The following is a 22,406-nucleotide window of genomic DNA, read 5'->3' as shown; positions in this document are numbered from 1 at the left end:
CGCTATGCCCCATACCAAAACACTACCCCATATCATTATTTATACCGATGGCGCCTGCAAAGGCAATCCCGGTCCTGGCGGATGGGGCGCGGTTCTTCGTTCTGGCGGTCACGAGAAACACCTGCATGGGGGCGCGGAGCACACTACCAATAACCGCATGGAAATTAGCGCCGTTATTCATGCGCTGCGAGCCCTTAAACAAAGGAGCTCAGTAGAGCTCTGGACTGACTCACAATACGTCCAAAAAGGGGTTACTGAGTGGCTAGAGGGTTGGAAAAAAAGAGGTTGGAAGACTGCGAGCAAGGCTCCTGTTAAGAATGCTGATTTATGGCAAGAATTAGATGTCCTCATCCCAGACCACAAGATATCCTGGCATTGGGTTCGCGGGCATAACGGCCACCCTGGAAATGAGCTAGCCGACCTATTAGCTAACAAAGGCGTAGAAGAATTTCTACCCTAATTTGGGTCGATGCTGTGCAACCCATTTATAACGGTCTTATGAGAGAATGAATGGATTCAAAGCAGGCGAAAAATACTCCGCTTAACCCATATAAAACCAAGAAAAACTCCGAGACCGTGTCAAAAATTGAATCAGCACTCGATAAGGCAGTCGCCAAGCTTCCAAAGCTCAAAAACTGGATTAGGGCTCACTTATGCACCCTTTGGGGGAAAGCCTCTCCACTCCTAGATAAGCTCAAAAAAATAGACTACGCCACCGCCAAAGCATTTACGCTGAAATACAAGTGGCGCATATTGATTGTGCTGGTCGTTTTGTACGCTGGATCTAAAGCAGTAAATTACTTTTTCCCTGCCAGCATTAAAGCAGGTGGCCCACAAACTATTACGAGTGTAGTTGTGGAGAAGCAAGATATACCCTTAATCATTGAAGCAACTGGCACGATTATTTCCAGCAGTATTGTGGACATTAGGCCAATGACCACCAATACAGTAAAAACCATTCATATCAAAGATGGGCAAGAGGTTAAAGAAGGCGAGCTCCTCTTTACTCTGGATGATCGCAACGATCGTGCCAACTATGAAAAATTAAAAGCATTGGCAGATGATGCCCAAAAGCAGTACCTACGCGCCAAGGAACTGGTGGCTAAGAACTTTATTTCTAAAGCAGGCCTCGAAACCTCGTTAGCCAACGCAAAGTCTGCGCAAGCGGCAGCACGTTCTGCAGAAGTTCAACTCTCATACGATTCTATCCGCTCCCCTATTGCGGGACGTGCCGGAATCATCAACGTCTTCCCGGGCTCACTGGTACAAGCTAGCAATGTGGTCACTACCGCCACCAGCTCTACAGCAACTTCTAGCGTTGGATCCATGGTAACGATCACCCAGTTAAATCCCATTAACGTTCAATTTGTTGTGCCTGAGAAAGACATCCCATTGCTGATGGAAGGCAAGCAAGCTGATACACCACTCAAGGTGAAGGTTAGCGTTGGGAATGATGACAAAGCTACTTATGAGGGTGAAGTGCTCGTAATTGATAACCAGGTTGATCCCAGCATCGCGGCTGTGCGTGTACGCGCTCAAATCCCCAATGAGAAAATGAATTTATTGCCTGGACAATTTGCACGCGTCTCTTTAAATGCAAACACCCTAAAAGAGGTTATTGCGGTTCCATCCGAAGCCATTGTCATCAGCCCGAAAGGACGCCTTGTTTACCTTGTGGATAAGGATGACAAAGTCCAGCCCAAGCCAGTTAAAGTGATTTATGAATATCAAGGCACTTCGGTAATTAGTGGCATTGAGGCAGGCTCCAGAGTGGTTGTTGAGGGCAAGCAAAACTTACGGCCTGGTGGCAAGATCAGAGAATCAAAGAAACAAACTGCTGCATCCGCTCCAGCTAAAGCAGCGGCTCCCGCCCCCGAGAAAAAATGACGCTCTCTGAGTTATGCATTAGGCGGCCCGTCATGACGGTGCTGCTATCAATTGCAACAGTGATTGCCGGCACTGTGGCTTATTTCAAAATTCCTGTTGCTGCGCTTCCTAGCTTCAATACGCCAATTATTTCCGTGAGCGCCAGCTTGCCTGGGGCCGCCCCAGAAAATATGGCCTCTTCCGTGGCGCTCCCGCTTGAAAAAGAGTTTTCGACTATTGATGGCATCAAAGTCATCAGCTCAACCAACACACTGGGCTCAACCAGCATTACCCTAGAGTTCACGAACGATCGTGATATTGATAAGGCGGCTGTTGATGTCCAGGCAGCTCTCTTGCGCGCGCAGAGAAGACTCCCAATTGAAATGACGGTGCCTCCGTCTTACCGCAAGATTAATCCTGCAGATACAGCAGTGTTGGTGATTCGCATGAGCTCACCATCCATGAGTCTTTCTGAGATTAATGCGTATGCAGAAAACTTATTAGCGCCCTCGCTCTCTACTATCACCGGTGTTTCACAAGTGTTGGTTTACGGTGCCAAGCGCTACGCAGTCCGTGTCAGCGTGCGCCCAGATGCGTTGGGTAATCGCAATATCACCATGGAGGAATTGGCAGTTGCAATCAATAAGGCCAATACCAATAGCCCTGTAGGCACCCTGGATGGTCCGCGTCAACTGATTACGATTTATGCCAACCCACAGCTTGTCAAAGCAGAAGAATTTGGCGACCTCGTCATAGCCCAGCGTAATGGTCTGCCTGTTTACTTAAGAGATGTTGCTGACGTTCAAGAAAGTTTCGAAGATGTGAAGACCTTCGCTACCTCTGGCGGCGAGCGGTCCATTGCTATCGGAATTATGCGACAGCCAAATGCCAATAGTGTTGAGGTTGTTGCTGCAGTTAAAAAATTACTGCCTACCTTCAAGGAGCAGATGCCAGCCTCGATTCAGCTGACATTAATTAATGACAGATCCCTGTCTATTATTGAGGCGATTCATGATGTCAACCTGACGCTAGCCCTAACGATTCTGTTGGTCGTCTTGGTAATCTTCTTGTTTCTAAAGCATGTCTCCGCAACGCTCATCCCCTCGGTAAGCCTCCCCATCTCTTTAATTGGCGCCTTCTTCTTACTGTACTTTTTAGGCTACAGCTTAGATAACATTTCCTTATTAGGTATCACTCTTGCAGTAGGTCTTGTCGTGGATGACGCGATCGTTGTGCTTGAAAATATCATGCGCTACATCGAGAAAGGCATGGATCCTCTACAGGCCTCACTTAAAGGTAGCAAAGAGGTTGGCTTCACCATCATCTCCATCTCCATCTCTTTGGTAGCCGTCTTTATTCCCCTCTTCTTTATGGCAGGTCCTATTGGCCTTCTCTTTAGAGAGTTTGCAGTCGTAGTGTCACTTTCTATTCTGGTATCGGCAGTAGTCTCACTGACTATCGTGCCTTTATTGTGTAGCCGTTTTTTACCTAAGCCTGGTGTCCATCCAAAAGAATATGCCATCACGAAACAATTTGACCGCTTATTTAACTACACTCTAAAAACCTATATTCACTACCTAGATTTAGCATTAGCTAATCGCAAAAAAGTGTTGTGGGGCGCAGTTGCGTCTTTCTTCATCACTATCGCCCTTTTTGTCTACAGCCCAAAAGGGTTTTTCCCAGAAGAAGATATTGGCCAAATTACGGCAACTACGGAAGCTGCAGAAGACACCTCGTTTAAGGCCATGCTGGCACTTCAGGATCGCGCGGCTGAGATCGTCAATAGCGATCCCAATGTAGCCAATTCGATCTCTATTCTGGGTGGTGGTCAAAGTGCCGGACGCAATACAGGGCGTTTTTTCATCATTCTCAAACCTAAGGGCGATCGCGAGAAGATGAGTAAGGTTATTGAGGGTCTTCGCAATAAATTTAAAGAGATCCCGGGGCTGCAGGTCTATATGCGCCCTGTACAAAACTTACAGCTTGGCGGACGTAGCAGCAAGAGTCGCTACCAATTTACCTTGCAGAGCGTTGGCTTTGAGGGTGTGAATGAATGGGCCGAGAAGCTAACCCAAAAAATGCGTGCTAACCCTATTTTCCGCGATGTTACAAGCGACTCTCAGCTTAAGGGCCTAAACGTCAAGATTGAAATTAATCGCGAGCAAGCGGCTAGTGCGGGCGTCACCATTGCAGATATTCGTAGCGCTCTATACAACTCCTTTGGTGAGCGGCAGGTATCCACCATCTACACCCCAGTTAACACCTATTACGTCATCCTAGAAACCGCTGAGAACGACCGTCAATTTGAAACTGATCTAAATAAAGTCTATGTCAGAGGACGCGCTACCGATAAATTAATTCCCCTATCCAGTCTGGCAAGTTTTGTTCGCACGGTTGGACCGACAGCGGTAAACCATCAAGGCCAAATTCCAGCAGTGACAATTTCATTTAATTTGGCGCCAGATATTTTCTTAGGTGATGCCACCAAAGCAATCGATGGATTTGTAAAGGAAGTTAACCTTCCCTCTTCGATTATTACTAGCTATGGTGGTGATGCTGCTGTGTTTAAAGATAATCAATCTGGCCAAATTATTTTGATCTTGGCAGCCTTAGGGGTCATTTATATTCTCCTTGGCGTCCTGTATGAGAGTTATATCCATCCCCTGACTATTTTGGCCGGCCTACCTTCTGCTGCAATTGGTGCAATCTTGTCCTTGCGCATCTTTGGCTTTGAGTTAACGATTGTTGCGTCGATTGGTATTTTGCTATTGATCGGCATCGTTAAGAAGAATGCAATTCTAATGATTGATTTTGCGCTGGAGGCTCAACGCACTCGGGGACTCTCCCCTGAAAAAGCGATTCGCGAAGCCTGTATCTTGCGCTTCCGCCCCATTATGATGACCACTATTGCCGCCTTAATGGGCGCCCTCCCGATTGCTTTGGGATTGGGTGCAGGTGCAGAGTTACGTCAGCCACTGGGCATCAGCGTAGCCGGCGGCTTAATCTTCTCCCAATTTGTCACCTTAATTATTACTCCAGTGATTTATCTCTACTTGGATAAATATGCTGGTACGGGCCCAATGCAAATTCCTCCGTCCGTCTTGGAAGGCACCTAATGCGTCAAGTTATTCTAGATACCGAAACCACTGGTCTTAATCCTGCAACCGGTGATCGCATTATTGAGATTGGCTGCGTGGAGATGGTCGGACGTCGCCTTACAGATCGCACCTTCCACTATTACATTAATCCTGAGCGTGATATTGATGCAGGGGCCTTTGCTGTACACGGACTCTCTCGTGAATTTCTTTCCGACAAACCGGTTTTTGCCAACATTGTTGAAGAGCTCATTGAATTTGTTGATGGCGCAGAAGTGGTGATTCATAACGCAGCGTTTGACTTGGGGTTTTTAGATAACGAGTTTGCCTTACTTAAGCGCCCTGCTTTTAGGGGGCTTGCTTCAAAAATTACCGATACCCTTTTAGATGCTCGTCAGATGTTTCCGGGTAGGCGGAATTCTCTTGATGCACTCTGTGAACGTTTTGCCATTAGCAATCAACATCGCACCTTGCACGGCGCTTTACTAGATGCCCAATTATTGGCTGAAGTTTATGTAGCCATGACGCGGGGTCAAGAAGATCTATCAATTGATCTGATTGACTATACGGTTGGCACCGATGCTTCTGGGCACATGAAAGCCCTACCGACGAATCTTAAAGCGATCAGCGCTAGCGAAGAAGATTGCCAGCTGCATGAAAAGATTTTGGCTGAGATAGCCAAGGCAAGTAAAAAGGACCCCGTTTGGAGTCCTGTAGGAGTTAATGCAACTTAGCTTTATTTAATAAATCAATATACAAAGACTCTAAATCCTTAACGTATTGCTTTGTATTAAATAATGGCGTGTGGGCTCGATTTACTTCTAGTTTTTCGCGTATAGATTTTAGAGTCTCTGGTTGTCTTGCAAATTCCAGAGCCTTGGCAATGTATTCAGCCTCAGAATCAGCAATTAACTCATTCAAACCCATTGCACTAATCTGACTTGCTGCCACCCTGCCAGCAAAAGTATTGCCAATCTGAGTCAGCACAGGCAGCCCCGCCCATAAAGCATCAGCAGCAGTGGCATGCGCATTGTAGTTGGGTGTATCCAAAAAAAGATCTGCCAGTCTCAGTCTACTCAAATGCTCAGACCGCCCGGGCGTTCTAGTGGCAAAGATTAATCTGCTCGAATCAACACCTCTGTTTTCTGCCTCCTTTTGGAGATTCAGAAGGGCCCTAGGTGAAGGTTTAGAAAGCCATAAAACGCTACCAGACACTTCCTTGAGGAGGCTCATCCACAGATCAAAAATATGTGGAGTGATCTTATAGGAATTATTAAAGCAAGCAAATATAAACCCAGCCTCAGGTAGGTCCTGACTAGTCCTTGATGGCAGAGCACCGAAACTCTCGACCGGAATACTCGTATCCACTGGGAAAAAGGAATTCGGCAGATACACGATGGGCTCAGAATAATGGGCTTGATGCTCTAGTGGAATTACAATCTCATCGCCAATTAATGCATCGTAAAACTGTGCGCCGGATGTCCCTGCATAACCTAAATAATTAACCTGAATAGGTGCAATTTTTCTTGCAAATAACGCTGGTCTTGCACCACTAGTATGCCCGTTCAGATCAATCGCTATATCAAGCTTATTGGCCAGTACTAGATCCGCAGCTTCAGAATCACTAACACCGTGAAGATTAATGGTTACATCGAAAGCATCCACCAACCGACGTTCAATGGCATCCCCAGTAGAAGCGTTTAAAAAAATCCGTAGACTTCAAATAGATCTCGATTGTGCATTTTGAGTAAATTCTCAATCAATATTCCAACAGGGTGCTCTTTAAAGTCTGATGAAATATATCCTATTCGAATTTTTTTTTCACCCCTAATACGCAGAGAAGAATTTGGAGAGTTAGACCCTGCAAGTGGAACACGATATTTAATATATATTTCTGCCGCCCATTTTTGCAACTTAAGCGATGCATTGGTCTGAAGAAAAATAAAGGGGTGTGCAACTTTTTCACCCCGTTCTGCGCGTGAGATTATTTTTGATGCTAAAACTTGAGAATTATTCCAATCACATTGACTAGTTGCCGCACTAAATAATTGCCCAAGTAGAAATGGGTGATCTGGATTTAACGAATATGCTTTTTGATATGCATCATAATCCTGGGGATCCTTAAGTTCTAGTAAGGTGTTACCGTAATTCGACCATGCCTCAGCATAATCAGGATTCAATTCAAGTGCCCGCTCATGAGCTAATCGCGCCTCTTGATAGCGACTGAAATCAAATAAGGCATTGCCATAATTAGTCCAAGTCTCAGCATAATCAGGATTTAAATCTAATGCCTTTTCATATGAAGTTATTGCATCCGCTGCAAATCCCATTTCAGCTAAAAGATTTCCACGATTTGACCAAGCTAAAAAATAATTAGGCTCAGCTTGAATTGCCTTCTCGAAACAATCACCTGCATCCTGATAATTTTTTGCCTTAGCTAATGATGATCCCAAGTCAGTTAAAACTTGTGGATTATTGGGAATCAATCGATCTAATTTTTTATAAGTCAGAATTGCCTCGGCATACATGGCCGAACCATGCTGAGCTTTCGCTAGATTCGATAAGAGCTCAGGATTTTTTTGATCCTGTTGGGATGCTTTATATAGAGGTCCTACAGATTCAGTTACCCGCCCCTGCATCGCTAATGAAAGCCCGCAAACTTGAAGAGCCACTAGATCCCTGGTATTTATCTTAAGGATCATTTTTGCCAACCTCTCGGCAGTCTCTAAATGTTGACTCTGAAATGCTTGCAGCATTTGCTCAGTCATGGATGAGTAGGCTTGAGTCATGATAGTCAGCTAATTGCTCGGCGAATTTCATCTACCTTAGGCTTGGTTCTACCAACGGATTCGCTATCGTACTCAGTGGTGTTTTCAATGGTTTCAATAACGGCCTCCTGCATCCGAATATTATCTTTCGGGCAAATGGGGGCGCCATAAGTTGCCCACTTCTTCAATAGAGTGACTTCATACCCGCACTGAGCACATTTCGCCTTATTGCGACTAGCATTGCTTGGCCTTGGAGGAGGAAACACAATAGCCTGATGTGGGTATGGTCCGAGCTCCTGGCTAATCATCATTAATCGCACCACGAGTTCTTCAGTGGCGTGAGCCATTCTGGCGGGGCCTTCTAAACCCACGGTCTGGGCAATACCCTTGAAATCTTCACCATGACCGCTAAAGCAATCATCTACAGCATGGCACAGCTCATGCACTAGTGTATCTAGAAGCTGGACGGGATCATCTATCTTGGGGGAGATAAAGATCTCATTGACACCACCACCGGAGCGCTCACGCGGCCAGCATTGTCCCAAGGTCGTTCTAGGGCTACTGGAGGCTGGAAAGCCACAGGACACCCTAACTGGTGGAATGGCATACCCCGCCTTAGAAAATACCGGCTCCAAATGTCTTACGGCGTCTTCCAGCCAGGCTTCTCGTACGGAGTGTTGCTTCATCTACAGTGCATTCGGTTATTGATTAGGGGCTTACTTTACACGCAAGCCCCCCTGCTGGATTAGTCCAGCTTGATATTGGCTGATTTAATTGCTTTGTCCCAGTAAGGCAATTCTTTTTTAAGTAAAGCATCCATCGCCGTTGGGGTTAAATAGCGTAATTCCACACCAGCTGCGTCTGAGCGCTCCTTTACCTCAGGCAGAGCTAAGCTTTTCTTAACAGACTCAGTGAGTTTGGCAATCACGGGCGCAGGCGTGCCTGCTGGCGCATATAAAGCAACCCAAGACTCCAACTGAAATGAGGGTAAACCTGCCTCAGCAGTAGTTGGCACATTTGGCATGCCAGGATGACGACTCTTACCTGTTACTGCCAAGCCTTTTAACTTACCACTTTGTACATGCTGCATTACCGATGGTGGCGTTGTAATAAACAATTGCACCTGGCCAGCCAAGACATCTTGGATTGCAGGGCCAGACCCTTTATAAGGAACGTGGACAAGATCGATACCAGTATTTTGTTTAAAGATTTCAGTACCAATATGGGAGACGGAACCATTGCCTTGCGAAGCGTAATTCAGCTTTCCAGGATTAGCCTTTGCGTAAGCAATCAATTCCTTTAAGTTGTTCACGGGCACCGATGGATGCACTGCGATCACATTAGTGGAAACGGTTAACAATGCCACTGGTGAAAAATCTTTTACTGGATCCCAAGGCAACTTATCCATCAGAGAAGGGTTGCCTACGTGGTAGCCAGAATACGAAATGAGTAAGGTATAGCCATCAGGTTTAGCTTTGGCAACGAACTGATAAGCCACGTTACCACTCGCACCAGGTTTGTTATCGACAATGATTGGCTGACCAATCACCCTGGTTAGTGGCTCACTTAATAAACGCGCGGATGTATCAACGAGACCCCCAGGAGGGTTCGGGACAACTAAGGTGATCGGTCTATCTGGAAAGGATTGCGCATTAGCAAAGTTAGCCCCTAATGCAATGCTGATAATGGCTAAATAACGGTAAATAAGGTTTCTTGTTTTCATATTCGTCTCCAGTTTTCCTTCTTTAAACTCAATCTTCATTGTTGATTGACATAAATTATCGCTGCCCAACTTTGACATCACCAAAAATCGCTTGAGCCTCACGCGGTAGGCAGCGCCAGTAACGCTCATTGGATGGCACGGTGCCACCCAAGGCTGCAGCAGCCTCCCACCCCCAACGTGGTTTGTATAAAAAAGCTCGGGCTAAGGCAATTAAATCTGCATCACCTGCCTGCAAAATATCTTCAGCCTGCCTAGGATCAGTAATCAGGCCAACCGTCATCGTTGGAATGCCAGACTTTTCTTTTACTAACTTCGCAAATGGGACCTGGTAATTTGGACCAATCGCAATCTTTTGCAATGGAGAGATACCACCAGAAGAGATGTGCACAAAATCGCATCCTAGTGGCTTGAGCAGAGAGGCAAAATCAGCCGTCTCTTCAGGCGTCCAACCACCCTCAATCCAATCGCTCGCAGAAATACGGATGCCCAAGACGCCTTGATAGGCCTCACGCACCGCCTTAAATAATTCCAAAGGAAAGCGAATGCGGTTCTCGTAAGAGCCGCCATATTCATCGGTACGCTGGTTGGCGATCGGCGACAAAAACTGATGCAAAAGATAGCCGTGTGCGCCATGCAACTCAATGCCGTCGATGCCAATACGTGTAGATCGCTGCGCTGCAGCAACAAACGCTGAGATTAATTCTTTTAACTCTACTTTTGAAATCTCATGTGGCAATCGCTCATCCTTTAGCTGCGGAATGGCTGAGGGGGCAATAGCGTCCCAGCCCCCCTGCTCCTTGGAAAGTAATTGACCGCCAGCCCAAGGGGTAGCACTAGAAGCTTTACGTCCAGCATGGGCTAGCTGGATAAATACAGGGATAGCTGGTGCTAGTTGACGAGCCCTGGTCAACTTATCTTTAAGCGCGGCTTCAGTGGCATCATCCCACAGCCCAAGACAGGCCGGGGTAATGCGGCCCTCTGGAGTAACCCCAGTAGCCTCAATAATAAATAGCCCAGCGCCACTATTGAGCAGATTACCCCAGTGCATTAGATGCCAATCTTGAGCCTCTCCATTGACTGCGGAGTATTGGCACATCGGCGCCACAACTATACGATTTGATAGAGTTAGCGGCCCCTTAGGGGAGCTCAAGGCATAACTGGAAAATAGAAGACTCATTTACTTACCTTTAGGGCTAAAAAGCGTAAAACCAGCGAAAGCGATAAAATGGAGGTAGTAGGATAAACGAGACCATAAAGTTGCGTGGGATATAGATCCAGCATCTTTATTGAACCTAAAACTAGTAAAAAAATTATTAAGCAAAATACTATGAATGCACCACAAGCCTTTGAATCAAAAGAAGATGTTGGCCACTTTGTTGGCGGCAAAGTCCTCAATCCTAAAGATGGTCGGTTTGCGGATGTCTTTAACCCCTCTACAGGAGCTGTTGCCAGGCGCGTAGCCTTAGCCAGCCGCAAAGAGGTTGATGAGGTCGTAGCGAATGCCCATGCTGCATTTCAGACCTGGAGTCAGACCTCCCCACTGCGCCGTGCGCGCATCATGTTTAAGTACCTTGAGTTACTCAATGCCAATCGTGATGAATTGGCCGCTATGATTACCGCCGAACATGGCAAGGTATTTACTGATGCCCAAGGTGAAGTTACTCGCGGCATCGATATTGTGGAGTTTGCCACTGGTATTCCGGAGCTTCTTAAGGGCGATTACACAGAGCAAGTGTCTACCGATATCGATAACTGGGTCATGCGCCAACCTTTAGGTGTTGTAGCTGGCGTGACACCATTCAACTTCCCTGTCATGGTTCCCATGTGGATGTTCCCCGTAGCAATTGCTTGTGGCAATACGTTCATTCTCAAACCAAGCCCAACTGATCCATCTGCCTCATTGCTAATGGCCAAACTCTTAAAAGAAGCCGGCTTGCCTGATGGCGTCTTTAACGTCGTTCAAGGCGATAAAGAAGCGGTAGATGCATTAATTGAGAACCCAGATGTGAAAGCAGTGAGCTTTGTGGGCTCCACCCCAATCGCAAACTATATTTATGAGCGCTGCGCTCACTTTGGCAAGCGCTCACAAGCACTAGGTGGCGCCAAGAACCATATGGTCATCATGCCTGATGCCGATATCGATAAAACCATTGATGCCTTGATTGGTGCAGCTTACGGCTCTGCTGGTGAGCGCTGCATGGCTATCTCTGTGGCAGTCTTGGTGGGCGATGTAGCCGACAAGATCATGCCAAAACTGATTGAGCGCACCAAGACACTCAAAATCAAGAATGGCATGGAGCTTGATGCGGAGATGGGCCCGATTGTGAGTAAAGCTGCTTTAGAGCGCATCACTGGCTATATTGAAAGTGGTGTAGCCTCCGGCGCCAAGTTATTGGTAGATGGCCGTGGCTTAAAAGTACCAGGACATGCAGATGGATTTTTTATTGGAGGCACGCTGTTTGATGGTGTGACTTCAGATATGAAGATCTACTTGGAGGAAATCTTCGGACCAGTACTGTCTTGCATGCGCGTTGCTAACTTTACTGAAGCCCTCAATTTAGTGAACTCCTGTGAGTATGGCAATGGTGTTGCTTGCTTTACGAGTGATGGCAACATCGCCCGTGAATTTGCACGTCGCGTTCAGGTGGGCATGGTGGGTATTAATGTACCTATTCCGGTTCCGATGGCTTGGCACGGCTTTGGTGGTTGGAAGAAATCTCTCTTTGGTGATATGAATGCCTATGGTAAAGAAGGTGTTCGCTTCTATACCAAGCAAAAGAGTGTCATGCAACGCTGGCCTGAAAGCATCGCTAAAGGTGCAGAGTTTGTCATGCCAACATCAAAGTAATATTGCCAGCAGTTCTTGGTGAACAAAATAGCGGCCTTCGGGTCGCTATTTTTTTACCCCAAAAATTACCTTGCTTAAGCAGGAATTAAGTAACGCCGTTCGATGGCGCGGGCACACAAAACAATCACAGATACCAGCGCAAGGTAAACCAGAGCCGCCAAAAGATAGGCTTTGAAGAATTGGAAATTGGTTGCAGCTAATTCCTGCACACGAGCAAAGAACTCGGTGTACTGAATTAAGAAAGCCACTGAACTATCCTTCAGATTGGCGATCACTTGATTAGTCAGCGCTGGAATGGAAAGTCGAATCACTTGCGGCAAAGTAATTAACCGAAAAATTTGCAGAGGATTAAACCCTTGCGCACTAGCCGCCTCAAGTTGACTTCTATCTAAACCGTTATAGGCTGTTTTGAGATAGGCTGCGTTGTACGCCGCTACGTTAAATGTAAAACCTATGAGCGCAACGGTAAAAGGTGAAAGTCGCACACCCCACTGTGGCAGGCCGTAATACATCAAGAATAAGAGGACGATTAAAGGCATCCCAATAAAAAAAGAGATGTAAGCATTAATGGCATTACGAATATAGGTACTTCTGCTCAGTGTGAGGTAGAACACCACAATTCCGAGCAGTAATCCAGACACACTAACCAAGCCCGCCAACTGCAAGGTCTTGACCAGTCCAGCCAAAATCAAGGGCATCTGTTCTGTGAGATCACGAATAAAAGATGGCCAACTCCCCATCAAAGCGTTTCCTTATCACCAAAAAATGTCCGGATCTCTGGCTCTGAATGCTTGCTCAGAACATCAATACGATCATCAGCACGAATCACGCCACGATCTAAGAACAGGACGGTATCCGCAATATTGCGAGCTAAGCTCAAGTCATGCGTGACGCAGATCATGGTGATCCCTTCGCCATGCAGGCGATTAATCAAATCAGCTACATCACGTGACATCACTGGATCAAGCGCCGAGGTTGGCTCATCGAGAACTAAAACTGCAGGATCCATCGCAAGTGCACGAGCAATTGCCACTCGCTGCTTTTGACCTCCAGAAAGCTGTGAGGGGTATTTGTCTCGATGCGGTGTCATTTCAAAATGAGATAACTCAAACAAGGCCTTTTCTTTGGCCTCAGCCCTTCCCATCTTATGCAACTTACGCAAACCCAAGGACACATTATCCAAGACAGTTAAGTGGCTATACAAAGCAAACTGCTGAAACACAAAACCAATTTGCTTGCGCAACTCCCTGACATCGACATTGGGACCCAACACTTCTTTGCCCCTAAAAACAATTGATCCAGAGGTGGGCTCCACTAGACGATTGAGACAGCGCAACAAAGTAGATTTACCTGAGCCAGATGCACCCATTAATACTCGAACATCGCCCTCCTTTAAATCAAGGTTGATGTTGGATAAGATGGTCTGTCCATCAAACTCTTTAACAAGATCTCTTACTTGTATTAATGCCACGTCATTGCCTTATTGAAAAATGGGATGCCGGTACTCATACTGGACTCATGCCTGGAATTTGATAACGCTTACTCAGCAATTGAACACCAACCAAACAAATTCGGTAAATTACAAAGTAAAGAATGCCTACCGCCAGATAGACCTCTATTCCGCGCAGGGTTGTGGAGGTCAGCGTCATCGCCTGCTTAGTGATTTCGGGAATTCCGACTGTATAAGCAAATGGGGAATACTTCAAAACTGAGGTAAATTCGTTCACCATGCCGGGCACGGAGAATCGGAGCATTTGCGGCAACTCAATAAATCTTAGTACCTGAATGCGCGTCATCCCCATGGCTTGAGCAGCAATCACCTCTGCTGGATCGACTGAATTAAATGCACCCCGAAAGACCTCAGCCAAATACGCAGAGGCGACTAGACCCAAGCTAAGCGCCATCGCCATTAGTGGCGGCACCTTAAAGCCAATGCCTGGCATGCCAAAATACACAATGAAGAGCAGGACTAGTACTGGCACACCCCGAAATACATAGGTGTAGCAATCAATGAGTGGGCTTACCCAGCTTATGTTGAGGCGGCGCAGACTGGATAAGGTCAAGCCCACCACCAGCCCAGTGAGGGAGCAAACTAGCGTTACTAGGACTGTATAAGAAATGCCCTGGGCTAGCTGGGTAAGAATATCCAGAAAAGTCACAGGGCAGGCTTTCGACTACGAATTACGATTTACGATTGCTATAGCTTAATTAACTTATTTCATCCACTTATCAAGAATCGCTTTGATTTTCTCTGGACCAAGTTCGTTGAGGTATTTATCAAAGTCATCACGTAACTTGGAGCCCTTAGCAAAGGCAAAGCCCAACTTATCAAAGCCTTTAAATACATAGCTACTTTGAATCGGTAACTTCAATTTATTTTCATAATTGAGAAATACTGGCTCTTCAATAAAGGCTAAATCTAAATTACCATTCTGCAGATCAGTGATCACTTCGGCATAGGAAGGATAGAGCTTCACCTTGCTCAGTGAGTAGTAACCTTTTGGCTCTAACTCATTCTTGATCAAATCATCGTAAGCCATGCCACGTGGGTAGCCAATCGAATATTTTTTTAATTGATTCAAATCGGTGATCTGGATATTTTTATTCTTCATACTCACAAGATGCCAAGCATTGTCATAATAAGGCTGAGAAAAATCCATCACCTCTTTACGCTTGTCGGTAATCGAAATTCCTGAGAAAGCAACATCAGCCTGACCGCTAGATACAGCGCCCAACATTCCAGCCCAGTCATATGGAGTTACTTTGATAGTGCAGCCGCGAGATTGACAGTAGCCCTGGAAAATATCCATATCCACACCAACGATCTGACCCTTGTCATCAAACAACATGGGGGGTGATGCAGGAGAAACGGCGACTTTAATTTCTTTTGAATCCGGGGTCTTAGAGCAAGCGAAAATGGTGAGCGCTAGAACTGCGGCAAACAATGCCAGAAAAAAGCGTTTCATGAGTATTACTCCTATCTTATTGCTGAGTTATATCGCGATGTAATCGCGTATGGGTGCTTAGCAAGTATAGGGGAATTAGGGGGAAGTTGGCTACTGCAGGGTGTTTTTGAAAGCGGGCATCATGGGCATCGCCATGACTTCAATCCCCTCTTCGCGCAAAGACTCAGCTTCATCTAGAGTGGTTTGTCCACGAATACTCCGCTCGGGAGATTCCTTATAGTGAATTTTTCGAGCCTCTTCAGCAAAAGAGTTCCCGACATCCTCGGATCGCCCCATCAACTCGCGCATACCCTTTAAAAAGGCTGCTTGTACCTGAGCCTCCAATTGAGAATGGTCACCACCAGTCAGAGCAACAACATCACCACTGATAGCGCCACTGATGCCAATGTTATCTGCTGCAGCAGGATTTGCAACGGTGAGCTCGGTTGAGCTGACCACTTTGCTAGAGCCTGATTTAGCAATATGGGGAGCAGATGGCATCCGAGTAATTTCAGTGCTATCGCAAATCGGGCACGCTAGCATTCCCTTGTCTTGCTGAGCAAGGCAATCCTCTTCTGAGGCAAACCATCCTTCAAAGCGATGATCTAGTGGGCAAGCGAGGTTATAAACTTTCATAAGACCTATATAAGGGCAAAACTGCTAAATTCAATACCCCCATTTTATACGGATCATGAAATTACTAGCCAATAGGCTTGGGACTCACTAAGCCGCGGCGATATCGATCCAGCCAATAGGCCGCAATCGTCGTCTTAACATCAGTAATCTCGCCCTGCTCCACCCATTCCAAAAGCTGCTCTAAAGGGGCAGCAAAGACATCCAAAAACTCTTCCTCATCCAAGTGGCTTTTCCCGGAGACCAAGCCCTCAGCCAAGTAGATATCAATAAATTCTGTCGAATAGGAAATCACCGGATGAATACGGCGGATGAAACTCCACTTACTTGCGGAGTATCCAGTCTCCTCAGCCAGCTCACGCTGCGCGCATACCAGGTGATCCTCTTTGGGATCTAACTTTCCCGCCGGAATCTCCAAACACGCCTTAGCAATAGGGTAGCGGTATTGACGCTCCATCAGCACTCTGCCGTCATCCAAGATGGCCAAAATAGCGACTGCACCTGGATGAGTGAGATATTCCCGCACTGCCTGCTTACCATCGGGTAGACTGACCTGATCACGCTTCATATTTAAGAAGATGCCGTGGTAAATATCTTCAGCCGACAAGCGCTCTTCCCTTAAATGGGCATCACCAGGCGGAAGATCATCAAACGATTTTTCAGTCATAACAGGTCTCTCATAAATGGAATAGCCATCTTACAAAACTTGGATGACAAAAAAGAGAAAGGCCCCTATTCGGAGCCCGTCATCAATGCTTATTTCAATCGCCTGCTTACGAGCCCAGTAAAGTGCGGCGCATTGCATCCAGACAAACAGCCATTAAGCCTGCGGGGAAGATTCCCAATGCTAGGACAAAGATGGCATTCAGGCTCAAGAGGCCACGGGCAAAACCAGATCCAGAAATCTCGATTGCATGCTCTGCTTTAGGCTCATCAAAGTACATGACTTTAACGACTCTAAGGTAATAGAACGCGCCAATTAATGAAGCAATGACTGCGATGATAGCCAAGAATGTATGCTCGCCATCTACCAAGGCTTCAAGTACGCCTAATTTGGCTGCAAAGCCTACTGTTGGCGGAATACCCGCCAAAGAGAACATCATGATAAGGCCAATAAAGGCAAACCAAGGATGACGTTTATTCAAGCCTTTGAGGTCGTCAATGGTTTCGCAATCATGGCCTTTACGTGACAACATCATCAAGAGGCCGAAGCTTCCTAATGTAGTCAATACATACGTAATAGCGTAGAACATAGAGGCGCTAAATGCATGGTCGTCGAATACTGACAACATGCCAAGCAATACAAAACCCATTTGCGCAATTGCAGAGTAAGCCAACATACGCTTCATATTGGTTTGAGCAATCGCAGTGACGTTACCGAGCACTAAAGATAAGACCGCTAACAGGACCAGCATCGGCTGCCAGTCACCTAGTAAAGGCAACAAGGTGTTGACCAAGAGACGGAAGATCAATGCAAAGGCAGCCAACTTCGGCGCTGCTGCAATCATTAATGTCACTGCTGTTGGCGCACCTTGATATACGTCGGGTACCCACATATGGAATGGCACTACTCCCAATTTGAAGGCTAAGCCAGAAACAATAAATACCAAACCAAAAGCCATTACCAAATGATTGACGCGCGGATCAGCAACGGTTCTAAAGATTTCAATTAAATCGAGTGAGCCGGTGACTCCATACAACATGGACATACCGTAGAGTAAGAAACCAGACGCCAATGCGCCCAAAATAAAATATTTAATACCTGCCTCAACACTCTTCTCGCTGCTGTGACGCATTGCCACCAAGGCATAGGTTGGCAAAGCCATCAATTCAAGACCCAAATACAACGTGAGGAGATTTGCACCGGAGATCAATACACACTGACCTAATAAAGCAAGCAAAGCCAAGACAATAAAGTCCGGGCGGAACAAAGCACGATCAGTGAGATATTGCTTTGAGTAAACCAAGCTCACCAACACCGCACCGCATGAACAAGCCTTCAATAGGTTCGAGAATGGGTCTGACTGAAATAAGCCATTCATCGCTACGACCGATACATCACCCATGCGACCTACAAAAGCAATGACTAAATAGGCCAAGAGGATGATGGAGAAGAAGTAAACAAAACCAACACCGCGAGGGGTGTGGAAAATATCCTGCTCTACTCCAGGAGTGACTGGCTGACGCTCAGGCACATAAACGCTGGCCACCAATAAGAGGCAGGTGACTACGAGTAAAACGAGTTCCGGTAGGACGGCGTATAGGTCAAATGCTTGCATTAGCTTTTACTCAGAGTTTGCTGACAGCAACATGCTGCAACAGATTAATCACGGCAGGATGAATAATGTCGGTAAAAGGCTTTGGATATACCCCCATACCGATCACGCAGATGGACAGTACCGCCATCATGAAATACTCGCGCGCATTGAGGTCTTTTAATTCCTCAACATGCTGATTCGCAATTGCGCCAAAGAACACGCGCTTGACCATCCATAAGGAGTAAGCAGCGCTAAGAATCAAAGCAGTTGCAGCCAAGATGCCAATGACGAAATCGTAATCGACAGCAGCCAAAATCACCATGAACTCACCCACGAATCCAGAGGTAGCCGGCAAGCCGCAATTCGCCATGGCCATCAGTACTGCAAAGGCTGTAAATGCTGGCATACGATGCACAACACCACCGTAATCTGCAATTTGACGGGTATGCATACGGTCATACAACACACCGATAGACAGGAACATTGCGCCTGCTACGAAGCCATGAGAAATCATCTGCACAATGCCGCCCTCGATACCCAAAGGACTAAAGAGGAAGAAACCGAGTGTCACAAAGCCCATGTGCGCTACTGATGAGTAAGCCACCAGCTTCTTCATGTCTTTTTGAACTAAGGCTACTGCGCCAACATAGATCACGGCAACTAAAGATAAGAAGATGATGAATGGGCCAAGATATTGGCTGGCATCTGGAGCAATCGGCAATGAAAAACGTAAGAAGCCATAGGCACCGAGCTTCAACATGATCGCGGCCAAGACTACGGAGCCACCAGTTGGCGCTTCAACGTGAACATCTGGCAACCAGGTATGCAAAGGCCACATTGGAACCTTCACAGCAAACGCCATAAAGAATGCGAAGAACAGGAGGATTTGCTCAACGATGTCGAGGCGAGCATTATGCCAAGCCAAGATGTCAAAAGTATTAGTCACGTTGTACAAGTACAGCATGGCGATCAAAGTTAATAGCGAGCCAAGCAAGGTGTACAAGAAGAACTTGAACGCAGCGTAGATACGGTTATGACCGCCCCACACACCGATGATGATGTACATCGGAATCAGGGTTGCTTCGAAGAACACATAGAACAACAAAGCATCTAATGCCGCGAACACGCCAATCATTAATCCAGAAAGGATTAAGAAAGAAGCCATGTACTGCGAGACCTTCTTATCAATCACTTCCCATGCAGCAATCACCACAATAATATTAACGAAGGCAGTCAAGACAATGAACCATACCGAGATACCGTCGATACCTAGGTGATAGTTGATGTCATATCGAGGAATCCAGCTTAACTTCTCAACAAACTGCATGCCAGGATTAGCGATATCAAAACTGATCACCAATGGCAGAGTTGCAATAAAGCCAAGGATGGCACCAGTCAGCGCTAACCAGCGGACACCGGCAGTCGGCCTCTCTGAACCGTAGAACAAAATAATGATGCCGAAAAAAATCGGGATCCAAATGGCGTAAGAAAGAATCATGGTGGCTACTTAAGTAACAAAGGTCTAGCGAACAAAAGGCAGGTAAGCGTACAAAACCCAAGCTAGCAATACCGCTAAGCCCGCAATCATTGCGAATGCATAGTGATAGAGATAACCGGATTGCAAATGGCGAATGGCTGCGGAGAAGCGCCCTACTGCATGCGCACTACCGTTAACCAAGAAACCGTCAATAGCCTGTTGATCACCGCGATGCCATAAGACACCACCGATCCACAGCAAACCTTTAGCAAAAACTGCTTGATTCAAATCATCGAGATAGTATTTGTTATCCAAGAGCTTTTTGATCGGTGCAAATGCTTGCGCAACTACACCAGGTAACTTGGGCGCCCAGAGGTAGCCAATTGCGGCAGTCAATACCCCAAGAACAACCAAAAGCAAAACGGGTGAAGTCAATGAATGCATTGCCATGGCAACCGGACCATGGAACTCTTCAGCAAGCTCTTTCATGGCGGGATGCTTGCCGATGTCCACAAAAATAGAATCGCCGAAATAAGTACCAAATAGCAAAGGTGTAATCGTGTAGTAACCAATGATCACCGATGGAATCGCTAACAAAATCAGTGGCAAAGTCACAACAAATGGTGATTCGTGTGGTTTCTGACCAGGCGCCAAGCCATGATGCGCATGATCATCGCCCTGCTCTGCGTGATCATGATGATGGTCGTGTGCATGGGCATCTGCATGACCCCAGCGAGCTTTACCGTGGAATACGTAGAAATACAAACGGAAGGAATACAAAGCTGTTACAAAGACGCTGGCCATGACTGCGAAGTAAGCAAAACCAGAGCCCGGGATATGGCTAGCCGCTACCGCCTCAATAATAGAATCTTTGGAATAGAAGCCTGAGAAGAATGGCGTACCAATCAATGCCAGACTACCAAGCAACATCATGAGGCAAGTAATAGGCATGTACTTCCATAGTCCGCCCATCTTGCGCATGTCCTGCTCGTGATGCATGCCCAAAATCACACTACCAGCAGCAAGGAACAAGAGTGCCTTGAAAAATGCGTGAGTCATGAGATGGAAGATCGCTACCGGATAGGCAGATACACCCAAGGCAACCGTCATATAACCCAACTGTGACAGCGTTGAGTAGGCAACCACGCGCTTGATATCGGTCTGCACAATGCCTAGGAAACCCATGAAGAGAGCGGTAATGGATCCAATCACCAAGATGAAACTGAGAGCTACATCAGACAATTCAAACAGAGGGGACATACGGGACACCATGAAGATGCCAGCAGTAACCATGGTTGCCGCATGAATTAATGCAGAAATTGGGGTTGGGCCTTCCATAGAGTCTGGCAACCAAACATGTAATGGGAACTGGGCTGATTTACCCATCGCACCAATAAAGAGACAGATACAAGCAACGGTCACTAAATTCCAGCTTGTGCCCGGCAATGTTTGTGCAGCTAATGCTGTGTTCTGAGCAAAGATCACGTCGTAGTTCATGGAGCCAGTACTAGCTAATAACAAGCCAATACCAAGAATGAAGCCAAAGTCCCCTACGCGGTTAACCAAGAAGGCCTTCATATTGGCAAATACAGCTGACTGACGCTCAAAGTAGAAGCCAATCAATAAATATGAAACGACACCCACTGCTTCCCAGCCGAAGAAGAGTTGCAAGAGGTTATTACTCATTACCAACATCAGCATGGCGAAGGTAAAGAGTGAGATGTATGAGAAGAAACGGTTATAACCCTCTTCGCCCTTCATGTAACCGATGGTGTAGATATGAACCATTAAAGAAACAAAGGTCACTACACACATCATGGTTGCTGTCAGCGGATCGATTAAGAAGCCAATATCCAAATTGAGCTCACCTAGCTGCATCCAGCGATACACAGTACCATTGAAGTAGAAGCCATCCATCACCTGTACGAGCACAAAGCAAGACAAGACAAAGGCGATCATTACGCCCAGGATGGTGACAAACTGGCAGGCACCGTTACCGATGCGATTGCCGCCTAATTTAGTACCAAAGAATCCGGCAATTACTGAGCCGAATAACGGCGCCAACGGAATTGCGCAGAGAACAGGAAGAGTTAAGGTCAATTGCATGACTAGCCTTTTAGGTGGTCAAGGTCTTCAGCATTAATGGTGTCCACCTTACGGAAGAGAACAACCAAAATTGCTAAACCGATTGCCGCCTCAGCGGCAGCCACAGTCAAAATAAAGAATACGAATACTTGACCAGCCATATCACCCAAATAATGGGAAAAGGCAACGAAGTTCATGTTCACCGAGAGCAGCATTAACTCAATTGCCATTAAGAGCACAATAATATTCTTACGGTTTAAGAAAATGCCAATGACGCTAGTCGCAAACAAGATTGCGCCAAGCACTAAATAGTGGGCTAAGGTAATAGTCATTTCTTCTCCCCACGAGCATCTTGCTTTGCAGCCATATCAGAGTCCATCTTTACGATGCGCATACGATCTGCTGAATTGACATTCACTTGCTCATGAATATTTTGGGACTTGGAATCTTTGCGGTTACGCAAAGTCAAGGCAACGGCGGCAATAATCGCCACCAATAGAATGACACCAGCAACCTCGAAGGCGTAGACATAGTCCACGAAAATTAACATCCCCAGGGCGTGAGTATTACTGCTTGCCACCTCTTCAAGCATCGGTTGCACGGGTACGTTAGTACCAATAAAGCTGCGAATCAATACGATCGACAACTCTAAAACAATCACTACGCCCATCAAGAATNCNGGGTACGCTTACGTGTACCTTCAACTAC

21 protein-coding genes are annotated in these 22,406 nt (G+C 46.4%); 5 read left to right on the top strand and 16 right to left on the bottom strand.

The genetic code is table 11. The features are described 5' to 3' along the window. Nucleotides 1–4: 4 nt before the first annotated feature. The 4 genes from rnhA to dnaQ are packed head-to-tail and all read left to right on the top strand — an operon-like array spanning nt 5 to nt 5,695. Nucleotides 5–460: a ribonuclease HI gene (rnhA, locus tag CBI30_RS03785; RefSeq protein WP_088526998.1), complete on the top strand. Its 456-nt coding sequence runs from the start codon at nt 5–7 to the stop codon at nt 458–460. A 50-nt stretch (nt 461–510) separates the two neighbouring features. After that, nucleotides 511–1,887, top strand: a complete 1,377-nt coding sequence (locus tag CBI30_RS03780; RefSeq protein ID WP_088526997.1) for an efflux RND transporter periplasmic adaptor subunit — start codon at nt 511–513, stop codon at nt 1,885–1,887. After that, on the top strand, nt 1,884–4,982 hold the full coding sequence (locus CBI30_RS03775) for an efflux RND transporter permease subunit (RefSeq protein WP_088526996.1): 3,099 nt from the start codon (nt 1,884–1,886) through the stop codon (nt 4,980–4,982). The genes CBI30_RS03780 and CBI30_RS03775 overlap by 4 nt, the downstream gene beginning before the upstream one ends. After that, entirely contained in the window at nt 4,982–5,695 is a 714-nt protein-coding gene (dnaQ, locus tag CBI30_RS03770; RefSeq protein ID WP_088526995.1) for a DNA polymerase III subunit epsilon, read from the top strand. The genes CBI30_RS03775 and dnaQ overlap by 1 nt, the downstream gene beginning before the upstream one ends. On the opposite strand, the gene CBI30_RS03765 is transcribed toward dnaQ, so the two are convergent. Genes CBI30_RS03765 through CBI30_RS03745 form a run of 5 tightly spaced genes read right to left on the bottom strand, consistent with a single transcriptional unit; the run spans nt 5,682 to nt 10,629 of the window. Continuing rightward, the gene (locus CBI30_RS03765; protein ID WP_143744350.1) at nt 5,682–6,626 is read right to left on the bottom strand and encodes an O-linked N-acetylglucosamine transferase, SPINDLY family protein; all 945 of its coding nucleotides are present in this window, start codon (nt 6,624–6,626) and stop codon (nt 5,682–5,684) included. The genes dnaQ and CBI30_RS03765 overlap by 14 nt on opposite strands. 35 nt (nt 6,627–6,661) lie before the next feature. Next, nucleotides 6,662–7,750 (bottom strand): tetratricopeptide repeat protein, encoded by a 1,089-nt coding sequence (locus CBI30_RS03760; protein ID WP_088526993.1) that lies wholly within the window; start codon nt 7,748–7,750, stop codon nt 6,662–6,664. Between the two features lie 5 nt (nt 7,751–7,755). Beyond that, nucleotides 7,756–8,415, bottom strand: coding sequence for a SprT family zinc-dependent metalloprotease (locus CBI30_RS03755; protein ID WP_088526992.1), 660 nt, complete (start codon nt 8,413–8,415; stop codon nt 7,756–7,758). 59 nt (nt 8,416–8,474) lie between these two features. Continuing rightward, on the bottom strand, nt 8,475–9,452 hold the full coding sequence (locus CBI30_RS03750) for a Bug family tripartite tricarboxylate transporter substrate binding protein (RefSeq protein ID WP_088527006.1): 978 nt from the start codon (nt 9,450–9,452) through the stop codon (nt 8,475–8,477). 55 nt (nt 9,453–9,507) lie between these two features. Then, nucleotides 9,508–10,629 carry an NADH:flavin oxidoreductase/NADH oxidase gene (locus CBI30_RS03745; RefSeq protein WP_088526991.1) on the bottom strand — a complete coding sequence of 374 codons (1,122 nt, stop codon included), beginning with the start codon at nt 10,627–10,629 and terminating at the stop codon, nt 9,508–9,510. 150 nt (nt 10,630–10,779) lie between these two features. Here CBI30_RS03745 and CBI30_RS03740 point away from each other — a divergent pair, with 150 nt between their 5' ends. Beyond that, complete coding sequence (locus CBI30_RS03740; RefSeq protein WP_088527005.1) at nt 10,780–12,300, top strand: CoA-acylating methylmalonate-semialdehyde dehydrogenase; 1,521 nt, start codon at nt 10,780–10,782, stop codon at nt 12,298–12,300. Nucleotides 12,301–12,374: 74 nt separating this feature from the next. Here the strand turns inward: CBI30_RS03740 and CBI30_RS03735 are convergent, their stop codons facing one another. From CBI30_RS03735 to CBI30_RS03685, 11 genes are all read right to left on the bottom strand, one after another. Continuing rightward, nucleotides 12,375–13,040, bottom strand: coding sequence for an amino acid ABC transporter permease (locus CBI30_RS03735; protein ID WP_088526990.1), 666 nt, complete (start codon nt 13,038–13,040; stop codon nt 12,375–12,377). Continuing rightward, nucleotides 13,040–13,771, bottom strand: a complete 732-nt coding sequence (locus CBI30_RS03730) for an amino acid ABC transporter ATP-binding protein (protein WP_088526989.1) — start codon at nt 13,769–13,771, stop codon at nt 13,040–13,042. Before CBI30_RS03730 ends, CBI30_RS03735 begins: the two co-directional genes overlap by 1 nt. Before the next feature lie 34 nt (nt 13,772–13,805). Further along, a complete protein-coding gene (locus CBI30_RS03725) occupies nt 13,806–14,459 on the bottom strand; it encodes an amino acid ABC transporter permease (RefSeq protein WP_088526988.1) in 654 nt (217 codons plus the stop codon). Between the two features lie 54 nt (nt 14,460–14,513). Further along, nucleotides 14,514–15,266: a transporter substrate-binding domain-containing protein gene (locus CBI30_RS03720; protein ID WP_088526987.1), complete on the bottom strand. Its 753-nt coding sequence runs from the start codon at nt 15,264–15,266 to the stop codon at nt 14,514–14,516. A 90-nt stretch (nt 15,267–15,356) separates the two neighbouring features. After that, nucleotides 15,357–15,881: a DUF1178 family protein gene (locus CBI30_RS03715; protein WP_088526986.1), complete on the bottom strand. Its 525-nt coding sequence runs from the start codon at nt 15,879–15,881 to the stop codon at nt 15,357–15,359. Nucleotides 15,882–15,945: 64 nt separating this feature from the next. Beyond that, entirely contained in the window at nt 15,946–16,545 is a 600-nt protein-coding gene (locus tag CBI30_RS03710; RefSeq protein WP_088526985.1) for an NUDIX domain-containing protein, read from the bottom strand. A 106-nt stretch (nt 16,546–16,651) separates the two neighbouring features. Then, nucleotides 16,652–18,157: an NADH-quinone oxidoreductase subunit NuoN gene (gene nuoN, locus CBI30_RS03705; protein ID WP_088526984.1), complete on the bottom strand. Its 1,506-nt coding sequence runs from the start codon at nt 18,155–18,157 to the stop codon at nt 16,652–16,654. Nucleotides 18,158–18,167: 10 nt separating this feature from the next. Next, entirely contained in the window at nt 18,168–19,634 is a 1,467-nt protein-coding gene (locus CBI30_RS03700) for an NADH-quinone oxidoreductase subunit M (RefSeq protein WP_088526983.1), read from the bottom strand. 24 nt (nt 19,635–19,658) lie between these two features. Further along, the gene (nuoL, locus tag CBI30_RS03695; RefSeq protein WP_088526982.1) at nt 19,659–21,719 is read right to left on the bottom strand and encodes an NADH-quinone oxidoreductase subunit L; all 2,061 of its coding nucleotides are present in this window, start codon (nt 21,717–21,719) and stop codon (nt 19,659–19,661) included. A gap of 2 nt (nt 21,720–21,721) precedes the next feature. Further along, the gene (gene nuoK / locus CBI30_RS03690; RefSeq protein WP_015420930.1) at nt 21,722–22,030 is read right to left on the bottom strand and encodes an NADH-quinone oxidoreductase subunit NuoK; all 309 of its coding nucleotides are present in this window, start codon (nt 22,028–22,030) and stop codon (nt 21,722–21,724) included. Next, nucleotides 22,027–22,368, bottom strand: a complete 342-nt coding sequence (locus CBI30_RS03685) for an NADH-quinone oxidoreductase subunit J (RefSeq protein ID WP_240553492.1) — start codon at nt 22,366–22,368, stop codon at nt 22,027–22,029. The genes nuoK and CBI30_RS03685 overlap by 4 nt, the downstream gene beginning before the upstream one ends. Nucleotides 22,369–22,406: the final 38 nt, after the last annotated feature.

Source organism: Polynucleobacter aenigmaticus, assembly GCF_002206635.1.
GTDB lineage: Bacteria > Pseudomonadota > Gammaproteobacteria > Burkholderiales > Burkholderiaceae > Polynucleobacter > Polynucleobacter aenigmaticus.
The sequence above is the reverse complement of the archived record's forward strand: the minus strand, read 5'-3'. Positions and strand labels throughout refer to the sequence as shown.

Coding starts and splice junctions, on each gene's coding strand:
- rnhA (WP_088526998.1), top strand. CDS start 5: ATGCCCCATACCAAAACACTACCCCATATCATTATTTATACCGATGGC.
- CBI30_RS03780 (WP_088526997.1), top strand. CDS start 511: ATGGATTCAAAGCAGGCGAAAAATACTCCGCTTAACCCATATAAAACC.
- CBI30_RS03775 (WP_088526996.1), top strand. CDS start 1,884: ATGACGCTCTCTGAGTTATGCATTAGGCGGCCCGTCATGACGGTGCTG.
- dnaQ (WP_088526995.1), top strand. CDS start 4,982: ATGCGTCAAGTTATTCTAGATACCGAAACCACTGGTCTTAATCCTGCA.
- CBI30_RS03760 (WP_088526993.1), bottom strand. CDS start 7,750: ATGACTCAAGCCTACTCATCCATGACTGAGCAAATGCTGCAAGCATTT.
- CBI30_RS03755 (WP_088526992.1), bottom strand. CDS start 8,415: ATGAAGCAACACTCCGTACGAGAAGCCTGGCTGGAAGACGCCGTAAGA.
- CBI30_RS03750 (WP_088527006.1), bottom strand. CDS start 9,452: ATGAAAACAAGAAACCTTATTTACCGTTATTTAGCCATTATCAGCATT.
- CBI30_RS03745 (WP_088526991.1), bottom strand. CDS start 10,629: ATGAGTCTTCTATTTTCCAGTTATGCCTTGAGCTCCCCTAAGGGGCCG.
- CBI30_RS03740 (WP_088527005.1), top strand. CDS start 10,780: ATGAATGCACCACAAGCCTTTGAATCAAAAGAAGATGTTGGCCACTTT.
- CBI30_RS03735 (WP_088526990.1), bottom strand. CDS start 13,040: ATGGGGAGTTGGCCATCTTTTATTCGTGATCTCACAGAACAGATGCCC.
- CBI30_RS03720 (WP_088526987.1), bottom strand. CDS start 15,266: ATGAAACGCTTTTTTCTGGCATTGTTTGCCGCAGTTCTAGCGCTCACC.
- CBI30_RS03715 (WP_088526986.1), bottom strand. CDS start 15,881: ATGAAAGTTTATAACCTCGCTTGCCCACTAGATCATCGCTTTGAAGGA.
- CBI30_RS03710 (WP_088526985.1), bottom strand. CDS start 16,545: ATGACTGAAAAATCGTTTGATGATCTTCCGCCTGGTGATGCCCATTTA.
- nuoN (WP_088526984.1), bottom strand. CDS start 18,157: ATGCAAGCATTTGACCTATACGCCGTCCTACCGGAACTCGTTTTACTC.
- CBI30_RS03700 (WP_088526983.1), bottom strand. CDS start 19,634: ATGATTCTTTCTTACGCCATTTGGATCCCGATTTTTTTCGGCATCATT.
- nuoL (WP_088526982.1), bottom strand. CDS start 21,719: ATGCAATTGACCTTAACTCTTCCTGTTCTCTGCGCAATTCCGTTGGCG.
- nuoK (WP_015420930.1), bottom strand. CDS start 22,030: ATGACTATTACCTTAGCCCACTATTTAGTGCTTGGCGCAATCTTGTTT.
- CBI30_RS03685 (WP_240553492.1), bottom strand. CDS start 22,368: ATGGGCGTAGTGATTGTTTTAGAGTTGTCGATCGTATTGATTCGCAGC.